The 15,102-nt window shown below is 70.5% G+C and carries 15 protein-coding genes; 7 read left to right on the forward strand and 8 right to left on the reverse strand.

Annotation, left to right across the window (positions count from 1 at the left end; genetic code table 11):
• Window position 1 precedes the first annotated feature (1 nt).
• The 3 genes from ASG83_RS11105 to tkt all read right to left on the reverse strand — a co-directional run bounded on the left by ASG83_RS11105 (window position 2) and on the right by tkt (window position 4,876).
• Window positions 2-1,597: a glucose-6-phosphate isomerase gene (locus tag ASG83_RS11105; protein ID WP_055861291.1), complete on the reverse strand. Its 1,596-nt coding sequence runs from the start codon at window positions 1,595-1,597 to the stop codon at window positions 2-4.
• Entirely contained in the window at window positions 1,594-2,703 is a 1,110-nt protein-coding gene (gene tal, locus ASG83_RS11110; RefSeq protein WP_055861294.1) for a transaldolase, read from the reverse strand. The genes ASG83_RS11105 and tal overlap by 4 nt, the downstream gene beginning before the upstream one ends.
• Before the next feature lie 82 nt (window positions 2,704-2,785).
• Complete coding sequence (gene tkt, locus ASG83_RS11115; protein ID WP_055861297.1) at window positions 2,786-4,876, reverse strand: transketolase; 2,091 nt, start codon at window positions 4,874-4,876, stop codon at window positions 2,786-2,788.
• Window positions 4,877-5,140: 264 nt separating this feature from the next.
• On the opposite strand from tkt, the gene ASG83_RS11120 reads away from it, so the two are divergent.
• Window positions 5,141-6,061, forward strand: a complete 921-nt coding sequence (locus ASG83_RS11120) for a heme o synthase (protein WP_055861299.1) — start codon at window positions 5,141-5,143, stop codon at window positions 6,059-6,061.
• Window positions 6,062-6,074: 13 nt separating this feature from the next.
• On the opposite strand, the gene ASG83_RS11125 is transcribed toward ASG83_RS11120, so the two are convergent.
• Window positions 6,075-7,034 (reverse strand): heme A synthase, encoded by a 960-nt coding sequence (locus ASG83_RS11125; protein WP_369813394.1) that lies wholly within the window; start codon window positions 7,032-7,034, stop codon window positions 6,075-6,077.
• A 231-nt stretch (window positions 7,035-7,265) separates the two neighbouring features.
• On the opposite strand from ASG83_RS11125, the gene sufB reads away from it, so the two are divergent.
• The 5 genes from sufB to ASG83_RS11150 are packed head-to-tail and all read left to right on the forward strand — an operon-like array spanning window position 7,266 to window position 11,312.
• Entirely contained in the window at window positions 7,266-8,684 is a 1,419-nt protein-coding gene (gene sufB / locus ASG83_RS11130) for a Fe-S cluster assembly protein SufB (RefSeq protein WP_055861305.1), read from the forward strand.
• 2 nt (window positions 8,685-8,686) lie between these two features.
• Complete coding sequence (gene sufD, locus ASG83_RS11135; protein WP_082515063.1) at window positions 8,687-9,871, forward strand: Fe-S cluster assembly protein SufD; 1,185 nt, start codon at window positions 8,687-8,689, stop codon at window positions 9,869-9,871.
• A 2-nt stretch (window positions 9,872-9,873) separates the two neighbouring features.
• The gene (locus ASG83_RS11140; protein ID WP_055861310.1) at window positions 9,874-10,200 is read left to right on the forward strand and encodes a non-heme iron oxygenase ferredoxin subunit; all 327 of its coding nucleotides are present in this window, start codon (window positions 9,874-9,876) and stop codon (window positions 10,198-10,200) included.
• Between the two features lie 13 nt (window positions 10,201-10,213).
• On the forward strand, window positions 10,214-10,978 hold the full coding sequence (sufC, locus tag ASG83_RS11145; RefSeq protein WP_055861313.1) for a Fe-S cluster assembly ATPase SufC: 765 nt from the start codon (window positions 10,214-10,216) through the stop codon (window positions 10,976-10,978).
• A gap of 4 nt (window positions 10,979-10,982) precedes the next feature.
• Complete coding sequence (locus ASG83_RS11150; RefSeq protein ID WP_055861316.1) at window positions 10,983-11,312, forward strand: metal-sulfur cluster assembly factor; 330 nt, start codon at window positions 10,983-10,985, stop codon at window positions 11,310-11,312.
• A gap of 67 nt (window positions 11,313-11,379) precedes the next feature.
• Here the strand turns inward: ASG83_RS11150 and ASG83_RS11155 are convergent, their stop codons facing one another.
• Complete coding sequence (locus tag ASG83_RS11155; RefSeq protein ID WP_055861317.1) at window positions 11,380-11,994, reverse strand: biotin transporter BioY; 615 nt, start codon at window positions 11,992-11,994, stop codon at window positions 11,380-11,382.
• Between the two features lie 110 nt (window positions 11,995-12,104).
• Between ASG83_RS11155 and ASG83_RS11160 the strand changes: the two genes are divergently transcribed.
• Window positions 12,105-13,703: an ABC-F family ATP-binding cassette domain-containing protein gene (locus ASG83_RS11160; protein ID WP_055861319.1), complete on the forward strand. Its 1,599-nt coding sequence runs from the start codon at window positions 12,105-12,107 to the stop codon at window positions 13,701-13,703.
• Between the two features lie 7 nt (window positions 13,704-13,710).
• Here ASG83_RS11160 and ASG83_RS11165 read toward each other — a convergent pair whose 3' ends face one another.
• Genes ASG83_RS11165 through ASG83_RS11175 form a run of 3 tightly spaced genes read right to left on the reverse strand, consistent with a single transcriptional unit; the run spans window position 13,711 to window position 15,064 of the window.
• Window positions 13,711-14,535 carry an SURF1 family protein gene (locus ASG83_RS11165; protein WP_055861322.1) on the reverse strand — a complete coding sequence of 275 codons (825 nt, stop codon included), beginning with the start codon at window positions 14,533-14,535 and terminating at the stop codon, window positions 13,711-13,713.
• Window positions 14,532-14,783, reverse strand: a complete 252-nt coding sequence (locus ASG83_RS11170; RefSeq protein WP_082515064.1) for a hypothetical protein — start codon at window positions 14,781-14,783, stop codon at window positions 14,532-14,534. Before ASG83_RS11170 ends, ASG83_RS11165 begins: the two co-directional genes overlap by 4 nt.
• Window positions 14,780-15,064 carry a DUF3099 domain-containing protein gene (locus ASG83_RS11175; protein WP_082515065.1) on the reverse strand — a complete coding sequence of 95 codons (285 nt, stop codon included), beginning with the start codon at window positions 15,062-15,064 and terminating at the stop codon, window positions 14,780-14,782. The genes ASG83_RS11170 and ASG83_RS11175 overlap by 4 nt, the downstream gene beginning before the upstream one ends.
• Window positions 15,065-15,102 lie beyond the last annotated feature (38 nt).

Raw genomic sequence — 15,102 nt, forward strand, 5'->3', positions numbered from 1 at the left:
GTCAGGCGATCGCGGCGATGAGCGCCGCGATCGCGTCCTCGTCCGCGACGGCGAGCGTCACGACGGGGCGACCGTGCTCGGCGAGCACGCGCGCGTCACCGGCGGCCTGCGCCGCGATGAGCTGACCGAAGGTGAAGGGGCGCTCGGGGATCACGAGGTCGTCGGACGACGCACCCACGATCTGCAGGAACACGCCGTGCGCGGGGCCGCCCTTGTGGTACTGCCCCGTCGAGTGCAGGAACCTCGGGCCCCAGCCGAACGTCACGGGGCGACCGCTCGCGCTCGCGAGCCGGTGGCGGATCGCCTCGAGCTCGGGATGCGCGGTTCGGTCGAGGTAGGCCTGGACGGCGATGTAGCCGTCGGCGGGCACGGCGTCGCGCAGTCGGGCGACGGCCTCGGCGGCCGTCGTCGCGCCCGCGAGCAGCTCGGCCGGGCCGGTGACGGCGATGCCGCCGTCGACGAAGGCGGGCGCGATGGGCTCCGGTCGGGCATCCAGCAGGCCGCGCGCGGCGATCTTCGCGCTCTCCACGTCGGGCTGGTCGAAGGGGTTGATCCCGAGAAGGATGCCCGCGACGGCCGTCGCGTACTCCCACGTCATGAGGAGCCCGCCGAGCGACCCCGACAGCTCGATCTCGCCGGGGGCGACCTCCTCGGTGGCGCGGGCGTTCGCGACGAGGCGCACGACCTGGACGTCGTCGGCGACGGAGCTCAGCTCGGGCGCGTCGACGCCGACGACGACCGGCAGGATGCCCGTGCCGTTCTTGCCCGTCGACTCGGCGATGAGCTGCTCCACCCAGTCGCCGAGCCCCACGATGTGGGTGCCGTCGGCGACGATGACGAGCTTGTCGCGGCGGGGCTCGGTTCCGGCGATGGCCGCGCCGAGCCGGAGGCCGGGGTTCGAGGCGCTGTCGATCGCGAGCGGCAGCAGCGCCGCCTCGGCCTCGTCGAGGATCTCCTCGATGTCGGCGCCCGCGAGCCCCGACGGCACGAGACCGAAGGCCGTGAGGGCCGAGTAGCGTCCGCCCACGGTCGGGTCGGCGCGGAAGACCCGGTACCCCGCGGCGAGCGAGGCCTGCTCGAGCGGCGAGCCGGGGTCGGTGACGATCACGATGCGCTCGGCCGGGTCGATGCCCGCCGCGACGAACGCCGCCTCGAAGGCGCGCTTCTGGCTGTCGGTCTCGACCGTCGAGCCCGACTTCGACGACACGACGACTACCGTCTCGGCGAGTCGGTTCTCGAGCACGGAGCGGACCTGGTGGGGGTCCGTGGAGTCGAGCACCACGAGGTCGGTGCCGACCGTCCGCGTGATGACCTCCGGGGCGAGCGAGGAGCCTCCCATCCCGCACAGCACGACGCGGGTGACGCCGCGCTCGGCGAGCTCGTCCCGCAGGGCGAGGATCTCGGGCACGAGCGGCCGGGAGACGGTCACGGCCTGGGTCCAGCCCAGACGCTTCGCCGCCTCCTCCTCGGCCGCGGCTCCCCACAGGCTCGCGTCGCCGTTCGTGATGCGGCTCGCGACGAGCTGCTCGACGAGCGCGGGGACGTGCCGCTCGATGGCGTCCGCGGCGGGCCCGCGGGCTCCGATCGTCGCCGTCATCGGGCGCTCTCGAGAGCCGCGGAGACGGTGTCGAGGAGCTCGTTCCAGCTCACGATGAACTTCTCCACACCCTCCTTCTCCAGCAGCGCAGTCACCTCGGCGATCGAGATGCCCAGGCCCTCGAGCGCCGCGAGAACTGCGCGGGCGCCGTCGTACGAGCCCGTCACGGCGTCGCCGTCGAGACGCGCGTGGTCGAACGTCGCCTCGAGCGTCTTCTCGGGCATCGTGTTGACGGTCGAGCCGACGGCGAGCTCGGTCACGTACAGCGTGTCGGGCAGCGCCGGGTCCTTGACGCCGGTCGACGCCCACAGGGGCCGCTGGACGTTGGCGCCCGACGCCAGGAGATCCTGCGCGCGGGCGCTCGCGAACTCCTGCTCGAACAGCTCGTATGCCAGTCGCGCGTTCGCGATGCCCGCCTTGCTCTTGAGAGCGAGCGCCTCGGGCGTGCCGATCGCCGTGAGCCGCTTGTCGATCTCCGTGTCGACGCGCGAGACGAAGAACGAGGCGACCGAGTGGATCGTCGCGAGATCGATGCCGGCCTCGCGGGCCTTCTCGAGGCCGGCGAGGTAGGCCTCGATGACCGCGCGGTAGCGCTCGAGGCTGAAGATGAGGGTCACGTTGACGCTGATGCCCGCGCCGATGGTCTCGGTGATGGCCTCCAGGCCCTCCTGGGTGGCGGGGATCTTGACCATCGCGTTCGGACGGTCGACCTTCGCCCACAGCTGGCGGGCCTGGGCGATCGTGCCCGCGGCGTCGTGCGCGAGACCGGGCTCGACCTCGATCGAGACACGGCCGTCCTGGCCGGCAGTGCTGGCGTAGATCGGCGCGAAGATGTCGCACGCCGCGGCGACGTCGTCCGTCGTGATCTCGAAGACCGCGTCGGTGACGTCGACGCCCGCCGCCGCGAGGTCGCGGACCTGCGCGTCGTAGGTCGTACCGGTCGCGAGCGCCGCCGCGAAGATCGTCGGGTTCGTCGTCACGCCGACGACGTCACGGTTCTCGATGAGGGAGGCGAGCGCACCGGAGGTGATGCGGTCGCGCGACAGGTCGTCGAGCCAGATGCTGACGCCGAGGGCGCTCAGCTGGGCGGTGGGGGTGGAGCTCATGGTGTCCTCTTTTGTCTCGTGCCCGGAGCGGAGAGCGCGGCGGGCGGCGGAGCCGGTGGTGGCGGGGGAGGGGGACGGTCGTCTAGGAGGCGATCGACTCGAGCGCGGCGGCCACGGCCGCCTCGGCCGTGATGCCGAACTCGCGGAACAGCGTCTGGTAGTCGGCGGAGGCGCCGAAGTGCTCGATCGAGATCGCGCGGCCGCGCGAGCCGAGGTAGCGGTGCCACGAGAGCGCGACACCGGCCTCGATCGACACGCGGGCCGTGACCCCGCTCGGCAGCACCGACTCGCGGTACTCCGCGCTCTGCTCCTCGAACCACTCCAGGCAGGGGGCCGAGACGACGCGGGCGTGGACGCCCTGCGCGGCGAGCTGCTCGCGGGCCGCGAGAGCGACCTGCACCTCGGAGCCCGTCGCGATGAGCAGCACGTCGGGCGCGCCGTTCGCGGCCTCGGCGAGCACGTAGGCGCCCCGGGACACGTGGTGCGCCGCGGCCAGGACGTCGCCCGAGGCGACGTCATCCCCCCGCTCGAAGACGGGGATGTTCTGGCGGGTGAGCGCGATTCCCGTGGGGCGGTCGTTGCGCTCGAGGATGGTGCTCCACGCGACGGCCGTCTCGTTCGCGTCTGCGGGCCGCACGATGTCCAGGCCCGGGATGGCGCGCAGGGAGGCGAGCTGCTCGATCGGCTGGTGCGTCGGGCCGTCCTCTCCGAGCGCCACGGAGTCGTGGGTCCAGACGTAGGTGACCGGCACGCGCATGAGGGCCGCGAGGCGCACGGCGGGGCGCATGTAGTCGCTGAAGATCAGGAAGGTGCCGCCGAACACGCGCGTGCGCCCGTGCAGGGCGATGCCGTTGAGGATCGCGCCCATCGCGTGCTCGCGGATGCCGAAGTGCAGGATGCGGCCGTAGGGGTTCGCCTGCCACTCATGCGTGGAGTGCTCGGCGGGGGCGAACGAGCCGCCGTTCGCGATCGTCGTGAGGTTCGACTCCGCGAGGTCGGCCGAGCCGCCCCAGAACTCCGGGAGGACGTCCGCGATCGCGTTGATCACCTTGCCGCTCGCGGCGCGGGTCGACACGCTCGTGCCGCCCTCGAAGACGGGCAGCGCTGCGTCGAGGCCCTCGGGCAGCTCGCCCGCGAGCATGCGGTCGAGCAGCGCCTTGCGTTCGGGGTTCGCGGCGGCCCAGGCGTCGAAGCGCTCCTGCCAGGCGGCGTGACGCTCGGCCCCGCGGGCGACGGCGCCGCGCGTGCGCGCGATGACCTCGTCGGCCACGACGAAGCTCTGCTCGGGGTCGAAGCCCATGACGGTCTTCGTCGCCGCGAGCTCCTCCGCGCCGAGGGCGGATCCGTGGATCTTGCCGGTGTTCTGCTTCGTGGGCGCCGGCCAGCCGATGATGGTGCGCAGGATGATGATGCTCGGCTTCGTCGTCTCGGCCTTCGCGGCCTCGATCGCGGCGTGGAGCGCGCGGACGTCCTCCACGTACTCGCCCGTCCTCTTCCAGTCGACCGTCTGCACGTGCCAGCCGTAGGAGCCGTAGCGCGCGGCGACGTCCTCGGTGAAGGCGATGTCGGTGTCGTCCTCGATCGAGATCTGGTTCGAGTCGTAGATGACGACGAGGTTGCCGAGCTGCTGGTGGCCGGCGAGCGAGCCGGCCTCGCTCGTGACGCCCTCCTGCAGGTCGCCGTCGCCGGCGATGACGTAGACGTGGTGGTCGAAGACGCTCTCGCCCGCGGGCGTCCCGGGGTCGAGCAGGCCGCGCTCGAAGCGGGCGGCGTAGGCGAATCCGACGGCGGAGGCGAGACCCTGGCCGAGCGGCCCCGTCGTGATCTCGACCCCGTCGGTGTGGCCGTACTCGGGGTGCCCGGGGGTCTTCGAGCCCCACGTGCGCAGCGCCTTGAGGTCGTCGAGCTCGAGGCCGTAGCCGCCCAGGTAGAGCTGCACGTACTGGGTCAGCGAGCTGTGCCCTGCGGAGAGGATGAAGCGGTCGCGGCCGAGCCAGTGCGGGTCGCCCGGGTCGTGCTCCATGACCTTCTGGTGCAGGAGGTACGCGACGGGGGCGAGGCTCATGGCCGTGCCCGGATGCCCGTTCCCCACCTTCTCGACGGCATCGGCCGCCAGCAGTCGTGCGGTGTCTACCGCGGCGGAGTCGATCTCGTCCCAGAGGAGGTCGGTCATTCGGGGGTACAGCCCTTTCTCGAATCGAGCCCGGTGGTGGTCGGGCGAAAGACTCTTGCCCAGATCACCGTTGATCGAGACCGCGGCCTGCTCGGGCGCCCGGTCGGATGACGACCGGGATGCCCCCGTTTCGAGAGACGGACGTGGCGGCGGACAAGCCCTCCCAGTATAAGAGTGAGCTGGGAGGCGGGGCCCCACCGCACTCGGCGGGGCATCGGAACGGCTCGCGTAGACTGGAGGCCGCACGCCGTACGAAGAGGAGACATGGACACAGCGCTGGATCAGCCCGCCGTCGCCCGGCGACCGACCCTCCGCCGCACCCTTCTCGCGTACGTCGCCCTCATGAAGCTGCGCGTGGTCGAGCTGCTGCTCGTGACGACGGCGCCCGTGATGGTGCTCGCCCAGGACGGCCTGCCCGACGCCTGGCTCGTCATCGCGACCCTCATCGGCGGCACGCTCTCCGCGGGTTCGGCGAACGCGTTCAACATGTACCTCGATCGCGACATCGATCGGCTCATGAACCGCACGCGCAACCGGCCTCTCGTGACGGGCGAGCTCACCGACCGTCAGGCGCTCGTGTTCGCCTTCGCCTCGGGCGCGGTCTCGATCGTCTGGCTCGGCGTGTTCGCCAACTGGCTCGCGGCGTCGCTGTCGCTCGCGGCGATCCTCTTCTACGTGATCCTGTACACGATGGTGCTCAAGCGCCGCACCGAGCAGAACATCATCTGGGGCGGCATCGCCGGCTGCTTCCCCGTCCTCATCGGCTGGAGCGCCGTGACGGGCTCGCTCGACTGGGCTCCGGTGATCCTCTTCCTCGTGGTCTTCCTCTGGACGCCGCCCCACTACTGGCCGCTGTCGATGCGCTACCGCGACGACTACGCCTCGGCCCACGTGCCGATGCTCGCGGTCGTGCGCGGCGGCACGGTCGTCGGCGTGCAGATCATCCTCTACGCCTGGGCGACCGTCGCGATGTCGCTCATCCTGATCCCCGTCGCGGGCATGGGTCTCGTGTACGTCCTCGCCGCAGTGGGAGCGGGCGCCTGGTTCATCGTCGAGAGCCACCAGCTCTACGGGCGCCTGCTGCGCGACGAGACGGCGGCGCCGATGCGGGTCTTCCACGCGAGCATCAGCTATCTGACGTTGCTGTTCGTCGCGGTCGGGATCGACCCGCTCCTGCCGTTCTAGCGGGGGATGCCCGTCACGCGCTGACCGCGTCGCGCACGATCGGCGCGCCCTCGGCCCCGTCCGCGGCTCGCGGCGCCCGCAGGCTCAGCAGCACGAGCGTCATCGCCGAGACGAGCACGCACGCGAGCACCATGTGGATCCCGACGAGGATGACCGGGAGCCCGAGCCGCGCCTGCGCGAGCCCGACGCCGATCTGCACGAGCTCGACGGCGACGAGCGCGCGCGTCGCCCGCTGCAGGAGCGCGGGGCCGGTGCGCCGGGCGACGATGACGAGCAGAACGCCGCCGGCGAAGGACGCGTAGGCGGGCCACGAGTGGACGTGCTGCCACAGCTCGGAGTCGAGCCCGTTGCGGGCGGCGCCGCCGTCGCCCGCGTGCGGGCCGGAGCCGGTCACGACGATGCCGACGAGCACCGTCACCCCGACGACGACGGCGGTGGCGGTGGCGAGCGGACGCACCGCGCGGGGGAGGGGGACGAGCGCACCGGCCGGGCCGCGGTAGACCCGCACGACGAGGACGGTCGCGAGGGAGACGAGCACGGCGGAGACGACGAAGTGGAACCCGACGATCCAGGGGTTGAGGTCGGTGAGCACCGTGATGCCGCCGATGATCGCCTGGGCGGGGATCCCGAGTCCGAGCGCGATCGACAGGCGCATCAGCTCGGGGCGCTCGCGCCGCATCCGCACCACGAAGGCGAACGCGAGGATCGCGATGATGACGAGAACGAAGGTCAGGAGGCGGTTGCCGAACTCGACGATGCCGTGGATGCCCATCTCGGGCGTCGCGACGAACGACTCGGGCGTGCAGCGCGGCCAGGTCGGGCACCCGAGACCGGAGCCCGTGAGGCGCACGGCGCCGCCCGTGCCGACGATGAGCGTCTGGCTCACGAGAGAGGCCCACGCGACGACCCGCACACGACGGTCGACCGTCGTCGGGAGCCACTGCCACAGCCGGGACTGCCACAGACGATTCACGGCTCGCATCCTCCGATTCCCGGTGAGGCCCTGTAGAATCATGGAGCTCACCATCAGTGTCGATCACGGGCGTCGATGCGGCGCAGAATCGCCGGTCGGCCCGTCCGTGGCCAGTCTAGTTCTGGCTCTTTGAGCATCAGCCCCCAGCCCGTTGCACCCTGCGGTCCAGGGGAGTTCGAGGGAATGCGTCGACATCGCGACCGGTTGGGTTCGGCAAGAGAGAGGAACAGCATGTCCGACGTGCTCATCGACCGACCCGAGCTGGAGGGCCTGGGGCAGTACGAGTTCGGCTGGGCCGACTCCGACACCGCGGGCGCCACGGCTCGCCGCGGGATCTCCGCCGAGGTCGTCACCGACATCTCGAACCTCAAGAACGAGCCCGAATGGATGCTCAAGCGGCGTCTTCGCGGCTACGAGCTCTTCGGCAAGAAACCCATGCCGCTGTGGGGCGCCGACCTGTCGGGCATCGACTTCGACAACATCAAGTACTTCGTGCGATCGACCGAGAAGCAGGCCACGTCGTGGGAGGAGCTGCCGGACGACATCAAGGCGACCTACGAGAAGCTCGGGATCCCCGAGGCCGAGCGCCAGCGCCTCGTCGCCGGCGTCGCCGCGCAGTACGAGTCCGAGGTGGTCTACCACCAGATCCGCGAGGACCTCGAGGCCCAGGGCGTCATCTTCATGGACACCGACACGGCCCTGCGCGAGCACCCCGAGTTCTTCGAGGAGTACTTCGGCACGGTCATCCCCGCCGGCGACAACAAGTTCGCCGCCCTCAACACGGCCGTCTGGTCGGGCGGGTCCTTCGTCTACGTGCCCCCTGGCGTGCAGGTGGAGATCCCGCTGCAGGCCTACTTCCGCATCAACACCGAGAACATGGGCCAGTTCGAGCGGACGCTCATCATCGCCGACGAGGGCTCGTACGTGCACTACATCGAGGGCTGCACCGCGCCGATCTACAAGAGCGACTCGCTGCACTCGGCCGTCGTCGAGATCATCGTGAAGAAGAACGCCCGCGTCCGCTACACGACGATCCAGAACTGGTCGAACAACGTCTACAACCTCGTCACCAAGCGCGCCGTGGCGCACGAGGGCGCGACGATGGAGTGGATCGACGGCAACATCGGCTCGAAGGTCACGATGAAGTACCCGTCGATCTTCCTGATGGGCGAGCACGCCAAGGGCGAGACGCTCTCGGTCGCGTTCGCGGGCCCCGGCCAGCACCAGGACGCCGGCGCGAAGATGATCCACATGGCGCCGTACACGACGTCGTCGATCGTCTCGAAGTCGATCGCGCGCGGCGGCGGCCGCGCGGGCTACCGCGGCGAGGTGCGGGTGGACGCCAACGCGCATCACTCGGCGAACACCGTGCGCTGCGACGCGCTGCTGGTCGACACCATCTCGCGCTCCGACACCTACCCGGCGATCGACATCCGCGTCGACGACGTGCAGCTCGGGCACGAGGCGACGGTCTCGCGCGTGAGCGAGGAGCAGCTGTTCTACCTGCAGTCGCGCGGGCTCCCGGAGGACGAGGCCATGGCGATGATCGTGCGCGGGTTCATCGAGCCCATCGCGCGCGAGCTCCCCATGGAGTACGCACTGGAACTCAACAAGCTCATCGAGATGAGCATGGAAGGCAGCGTCGGCTAGGAATGAGCTCCACCATCGAGACTGAGAAGCCTCTTGTCCCGGGCTCGACGGCCCACACCGACGGCGCGTGGGACGTCCCCGTGCAGACGCGCTCCGAGCGCTTCGCCTCAGCCGTGCACGACGACTTCCCCGAGGTCACCGGGCGCGAGCTCGAGTGGCGCCTCACGCCCGTCGAGAAGGTCCGCGACCTCATCGACGGCGAGCTCGACGGCGGCCGGTTCCCGGCCGTCGTGAGCGAGGCCGCGGGCGTCACGAGCGAGTGGATCGCCCGTGACGACGCGCGCATCGGCTCCGCGGGCCTCGCGGAGGAGCGCGCGGCGGCGAACGCCTGGTCGAGCTTCCAGGAGGCCCTCGCGGTCACCCTGACCGCCGAGGAGTTCACCGAGGTCGTCATCGATCGCACGGGGGATGACCGCACCCCGCGCGCCGCCCACACGATCATCACCGCGGACCCCAACGCGCGCGGCATCGTCGTGATCGACAACCGCGGCAGCGCTCGCCTGAGTGAGAACGTCGAGATCGTCGTCGGCGACGCAGCGCACCTCACCGTCGTGAGCCTGCAGGAGTGGGACGACGAGAGCGTCCACCTGTCGAGCCAGTTCGCGCGCATCGGGCGCGACGCCGTGCTCAAGCACGTCGTGGTCTCCCTCGGCGGCGCGGTCGTCCGCGTCAACCCCTCGGCGCACCTCGCCGAGCAGGGCGCCACGGGCGAGCTCCTCGGTCTGTACTTCTCCGACGCCGGCCAGCACCTCGAGCAGCGCGTCTACGTGCACCACGACGCCCCGAACACCGTCAGTCGCGTCACCTACAAGGGCGCGCTGAACGGCGACGGCGCCCGCACCGTCTGGGTGGGGGATGTCCTCATCGGCCGCACCGCGCCGGGAACCGACTCCTACGAGCAGAACCGCAACCTCGTCCTGAGCGACGGCACGCGCGCCGACTCGATCCCGAACCTCGAGATCGAGACCGGCGACATCGCCGGAGCCGGCCATGCGAGCGCGACGGGTCGCTTCGACGACGAGCAGCTGTTCTACCTGCGCTCGCGCGGGATCCCCGAGCAGGAGGCTCGCCGCCTCGTCGTCCTCGGCTTCCTGCTCGAGGTCGTCCAGAAGATCGGCCAGCCCGAGCTCGAGTCGCGGCTGCTGGCGGCGATCGAGGCCGAGCTCGCCGCCGTGGCGGTGGTGTGACGATGGCCGCGACACGCGTCTGCACCGACGCCGAGCTCGCGCCCGCGACGGCGATGAAGGTCGTCATCGACGGCAAGCCCATCGCCGTCGTGAAGGACTCCTCGGGCGCCGTGCACGCGCTCGGCGACACCTGCACCCACGGCGACATCTCGCTCAGCGAGGGCTTCGTCGAGGACGACAGCCTGGAGTGCTGGGCGCACGGCTCGAAGTTCGAGCTCGCGACCGGCAAGCCGAAGAACTTCCCGGCCTACGAGCCGGTCCCCGTCTACGCGGTCACCGTCGAGAACGGCGAGATCTTCGTCGACGCCGACCAGACCCTCACCACGTAAGGAAGAGACAGACATGGCAACCCTCGAGATCCGCGATCTCCACGTCAGCATCGAGACCGACCAGGGCGTCAAGCAGATCCTGCGCGGCGTGGACCTGACCATCAAGCAGGGCGAGATCCACGCCATCATGGGCCCCAACGGCTCGGGCAAGTCGACCCTCGCGTACACGATCGCCGGCCACCCCCGGTACACCGTCGACTCCGGCTCGATCACGCTCGACGGCGAGAACGTGCTCGAGATGAGCATCGACGAGCGCGCGAAGGCCGGGCTCTTCCTGGCGATGCAGTACCCCGTCGAGATCCCTGGCGTGACCGTGTCGAACTTCCTCCGCACCGCGAAGACCGCGATCGACGGCGAGGCCCCCGCGCTGCGCGGCTGGATCAAGGAGCTCCGCGGCTCGATGGAGGCCATGCGGATGGATACCTCCTTCGCCGAGCGCAACGTCAACGAGGGCTTCTCGGGCGGTGAGAAGAAGCGTCACGAGATCGTGCAGCTCGAGCTGCTCAAGCCGAAGATCGCCGTCCTCGACGAGACCGACTCGGGCCTCGACGTCGACGCGCTCAAGATCGTCTCGGAGGGTGTCAATCGCGTCAAGGAGCAGACGGGTCTCGGCGTGCTCCTCATCACGCACTACACGCGCATCCTGCGCTACATCCACCCCGACTTCGTGCACGTCTTCGTCGACGGCCGCGTCGCCGAGGAGGGCGGCGCTGAGCTGGCCGAGCGCTTGGAGAACGAGGGCTACGACCGCTACCTGACCGGGTCGACCGTAGGCTAGTCGCATGCCCACCGCACTCGAGCCGAAGCTCTTCGACCAGGTCGAGGAGGGGCTGAAGGACGTCGTCGACCCCGAGCTCGGGGTCAACATCGTCGATCTCGGCCTCGTCTACGACCTCGCGTGGGATGACGAGACGGACGCGCTCATCATCTCCATGACCCTGACCTCCGCCGGCTGCCCGCTCACCGATGTGATCGAGGAATCGGTCGCGAGCTCGCTCGACGGCATCGTCGAGCGGTTCCGCATCAACTGGGTGTGGATGCCGCCGTGGGGCCCCGAGCGCATCACCGACGACGGTCGCGACATGATGAGAGCGCTGGGCTTCAGCATCTGATCCCCGTCACGACCACGCGAAAGGCCCCCTCCCGATCGGGAGGGGGCCTTCGTGGTGCGAGAGACGACTAGGCCTCAGTGCGGTCGTTGCGCTCGACGGCCTTCCAGATCGCCGGCAGGAGCGCTGCAGCGATCGCGGCCTTGATGAGCCCACCGATGATGAAGGGGTAGAACCCCGCAACGAGGGTCGCCTGCAGGTCGTTCGGCAGGCCGAACCCGCCGAGCGAGTAAGACAGCCACGGCAGACCGACCGCGAAGACGACGAGCGAGCCACCGATGAACGTGACGGCGGCCTTGAGCCAGCCGCGGTCCCAGCGGCGCTCAGCCGCCCAGCCGACGATCGCGGCCGAGAGCACGAAGCCGATGATGTAGCCGCCGGTGGGGCCGACGAGCACGCTCCAGCCGGAGGCCGCGTCGCTGTAGATCGGGAGGCCGATCGCGCCGAGCAGCGCATAGAGGCCGAGCGATGCGGCGCCGCGTGCTGCGCCGAGCGAGGCGCCGACGAGCAGCACCGCGAGGGTCTGCCCGGTCACGGGCACCGGCCAGAGCGGGATGGCGACCTGCGCGAGCGCCGCGACGAGCGCCGTGCCGGCGATGACGAGCGCGGCGTCGGAGATCAGCGAGCGGGGGACGACGCGGTCGACGAGGGTCGAGCGGGCGGGGAGAGCGGTGGCGAGCGTCACGGGGATGCGTTCCTCACGGGAATCGGGGACCAGGGGACTGCGGTTAGACTATCGGGCTGGCCCCCCGTGCCCCTCCCTGACGAAACCCACGAAAGAAACGGACGTTCGCTGTGCTCGCTGTGCAGGATCTCGAGATCCGAGTCGGAGCGCGCCTGCTCATGGAGAACGTCTCCTTCCGCGTCGACAAGGGCGACAAGGTCGGACTCGTCGGTCGCAACGGCGCCGGTAAGACGACCCTCACGAAGGTTCTCGCAGGCGACGAGCTCCCCGCCGCCGGGCACGTGCAGCGCACGGGAGAGCTCGGCTACCTGCCGCAGGATCCCCGATCGGGAGACCCCGAGCAGCTCGCCCGCACGCGCATCCTCGACGCTCGAGGCCTGGGCCAGATCGTCATCGACATGCAGCAGGCGACGCTGGACATGGCGAGCCCCGACCCGGCGGTGAGCGAGAAGGCGATGAACCGCTACGGGCGGCTCACCGACCGATTCCTCGCGCTCGGCGGGTACGCGGCCGAGGCCGAGGCCGCCTCGATCGCGAGCAACCTGAACCTGCCCGACCGGATCCTCAGCCAGCCGCTGAAGACGCTGTCGGGCGGTCAGCGGCGCCGCATCGAGCTGGCCCGCATCCTCTTCAGCGATGCCGAGACGATGATCCTCGACGAGCCGACCAACCACCTCGACGCCGACTCCGTGGTGTGGCTGCGCGAGTTCCTGAGCTCGTACCAGGGCGGCTTCATCGTCATCAGCCACGACATCCACCTCGTGGAGGAGACCGTCAACAAGGTCTTCTACCTCGACGCGAACCGCCAGGTCATCGACGTCTACAACATGGGCTGGAAGAACTATCTGCGCCAGCGCGAGTCGGACGAGGAGAGGCGCAAGAAGGAGCGCGCCAACGTCGAGAAGAAGGCGACCGCCCTGCAGCTGCAGGCCGCGCGCTTCGGCGCGAAGGCCTCGAAGGCCGCCGCCGCCCACCAGATGGTCGCGCGCGCCGAGAAGATGCTCGCCGGCCTCGACGAGGTGCGCGCGGTCGACCGCGTGGCGAAGCTGCGGTTCCCCGAGCCCGCACCCGTCGGCAGGACGCCGCTGCAGGCGAAGAACCTCTCGAAGAGCTACGGCTCGCTCGAGATCTTCACGGCCGTCGACCTCGCCGTCGACCGCGGCTCGAAGGTCGTCATCCTCGGCCTCAACGGCGCGGGCAAGACGACCCTCCTGCGGATCCTCGCCGGCGTCGACCAGCCCGACACCGGCCAGCTCGAGCCCGGCCACGGCCTCAAGGTCGGCTACTACGCGCAGGAGCACGAGACGCTCGACGTCACGCGCAGCGTCCTGCAGAACATGATGTCGGCCTCGCCCGCGATCACCGAGCTCGAGGCGCGCAAGGTGCTCGGCTCGTTCCTCTTCACGGGTGACGACACCGCGAAGCCCGCAGGCGTGCTCTCGGGCGGCGAGAAGACGCGCCTCTCGCTCGCGATGCTCGTCGTCTCCAAGGCCAACCTGCTGCTGCTCGACGAGCCGACGAACAACCTCGACCCCGCGAGCCGCGAGGAGATCCTCGGAGCGCTCGCGAACTACTCCGGCGCCGTCATCCTCGTCAGCCACGACGAAGGCGCCGTCGAGGCGCTCAACCCCGAGCGCGTGCTCATCATGCCCGACGGCGTCGAGGACCTCTGGACGAAGGACTACGCCGAGCTCATCTCGCTCGCCTGACCCGCGTCTAGCGGTGCCCGAGCAGGGCATCCTCCTCATCGGCGTCGCTCGCCCGCGCGCGCACCCGCTGCGGGGTCGGCTCGCCGGTCTCCTCGGCGACGATGCGCTGGCGCTCCTTGCGCAGCGCCCAGCCGTAGCCGATGAAGCCCATGAGGCCGAACAGGTACCACTGGAAGGTGTAGCTGAGGTGCGGGCCCTCGTCGGGCACGGGCCGCGTCGCCGCGACCGGACGAGTGTCGGGGGCCGGCGACTCGCTGTCGAGCAGGCCGTACGCGCCCGTCATGACGGCGCCCGCCTCGACCCGCTGCGCGACGTCGGGCAGGTGGATGGTCGCGATCTGACCCTCGGGGGCGCCGCGGCCGCGCAGCTCGGGCTCGCCGGGCTTGAGCCGCGCGAGCACCTCCACGCGCCCGCTCGGAGGAGCGGGCACGACGTCGGGCGAGTCCTGCTCCGAGCCCACGGGCAGCCAGCCCCGGTCGACGACGAACACGGTGCCGTCGTCGAGCAGCAGGGGAGTGAGCACCTCGAAGCCGGGCCGGCCGTTGAGCGGCCGGGCGCGCACGAGCAGCTGCTCGTCGACGAGGTACTCGCCTACGAGCTCCACGGGCTGCCACTCGAGGTCCGGATCGAGCACGTCGGTCTCGGGCAGAGCCTCGGTGAGCGGAACCGGGGCCGCATCCCAGTTCGCCGCGACGACGCGGATCTCGGCGACCGCCTCCAGCCGCCGCTGCCACTGCCACTGGGCGAGGCCCACGCAGACCACGGCGAAGAGGGCCGTGAGGCCGAGCCAGCCGAGCCAGCGGCGCTGCAGGGCCAGGCTCAGGATGCTCACGCCCTCGATTCTCCCGGATCCGGCAGCGAGTCGACGACCACGCCCGCGGGCGTGATCGTCACGGGGAACGAGCGCTGGGCGACGAAGTCGTAGAGGAAGTCGCGGTGCTCGTCGCACGCGAGCCACACCTTGACGCGCTCGGGGCCGTGGATGCGCGTATTGCGCCAGTTCACCGCCCAGGTCGCCTCGGCGCGGCACCCGCTGCGCGAGCAGCGCGTTCCGGAGATCTCCCCGGGGAGCGAGATCACGCCGCGGGGCCCTGCGGCGTGTAGGGCAGCAGCTGGCCGGGGCGCTCGACCGCGCGGCCGTCGCTCGGGGCGACGTTGTTGGCGACGACCACGGCGAAGTACGGCAGGACGATCGCGCCGAGGGCGGGAAGGAGCAGCCACCAGCCGGGCACGACGAAGCACGCGCCGATGCAGACGAGGCGAACGGCCATCGCCACCGAGTACTTGATCATGCGCGTGCGCCGCTCGTCGGTCGGAGAGGACGGGAGGCTGGTGATGGCGGCGCCGGTCGGCTGCTTCATGAGGTCTCGAGTGTACGTTCGCCGCCTGCGAGATCACT

Source organism: Yonghaparkia sp. Soil809 (assembly GCF_001429705.1).
Classification (GTDB): domain Bacteria; phylum Actinomycetota; class Actinomycetes; order Actinomycetales; family Microbacteriaceae; genus Microcella.

Excerpts from the sequence above, each read along its gene's own strand:
- ASG83_RS11105 (WP_055861291.1), bottom strand. The coding sequence starts at position 1,597 with ATGACGGCGACGATCGGAGCCCGCGGGCCCGCCGCGGACGCCATCGAG.
- tal (WP_055861294.1), bottom strand. The coding sequence starts at position 2,703 with ATGAGCTCCACCCCCACCGCCCAGCTGAGCGCCCTCGGCGTCAGCATC.
- tkt (WP_055861297.1), bottom strand. The coding sequence starts at position 4,876 with ATGACCGACCTCCTCTGGGACGAGATCGACTCCGCCGCGGTAGACACC.
- ASG83_RS11120 (WP_055861299.1), top strand. The coding sequence starts at position 5,141 with ATGGACACAGCGCTGGATCAGCCCGCCGTCGCCCGGCGACCGACCCTC.
- sufB (WP_055861305.1), top strand. The coding sequence starts at position 7,266 with ATGTCCGACGTGCTCATCGACCGACCCGAGCTGGAGGGCCTGGGGCAG.
- sufD (WP_082515063.1), top strand. The coding sequence starts at position 8,687 with ATGAGCTCCACCATCGAGACTGAGAAGCCTCTTGTCCCGGGCTCGACG.
- ASG83_RS11140 (WP_055861310.1), top strand. The coding sequence starts at position 9,874 with ATGGCCGCGACACGCGTCTGCACCGACGCCGAGCTCGCGCCCGCGACG.
- sufC (WP_055861313.1), top strand. The coding sequence starts at position 10,214 with ATGGCAACCCTCGAGATCCGCGATCTCCACGTCAGCATCGAGACCGAC.
- ASG83_RS11150 (WP_055861316.1), top strand. The coding sequence starts at position 10,983 with ATGCCCACCGCACTCGAGCCGAAGCTCTTCGACCAGGTCGAGGAGGGG.
- ASG83_RS11175 (WP_082515065.1), bottom strand. The coding sequence starts at position 15,064 with ATGAAGCAGCCGACCGGCGCCGCCATCACCAGCCTCCCGTCCTCTCCG.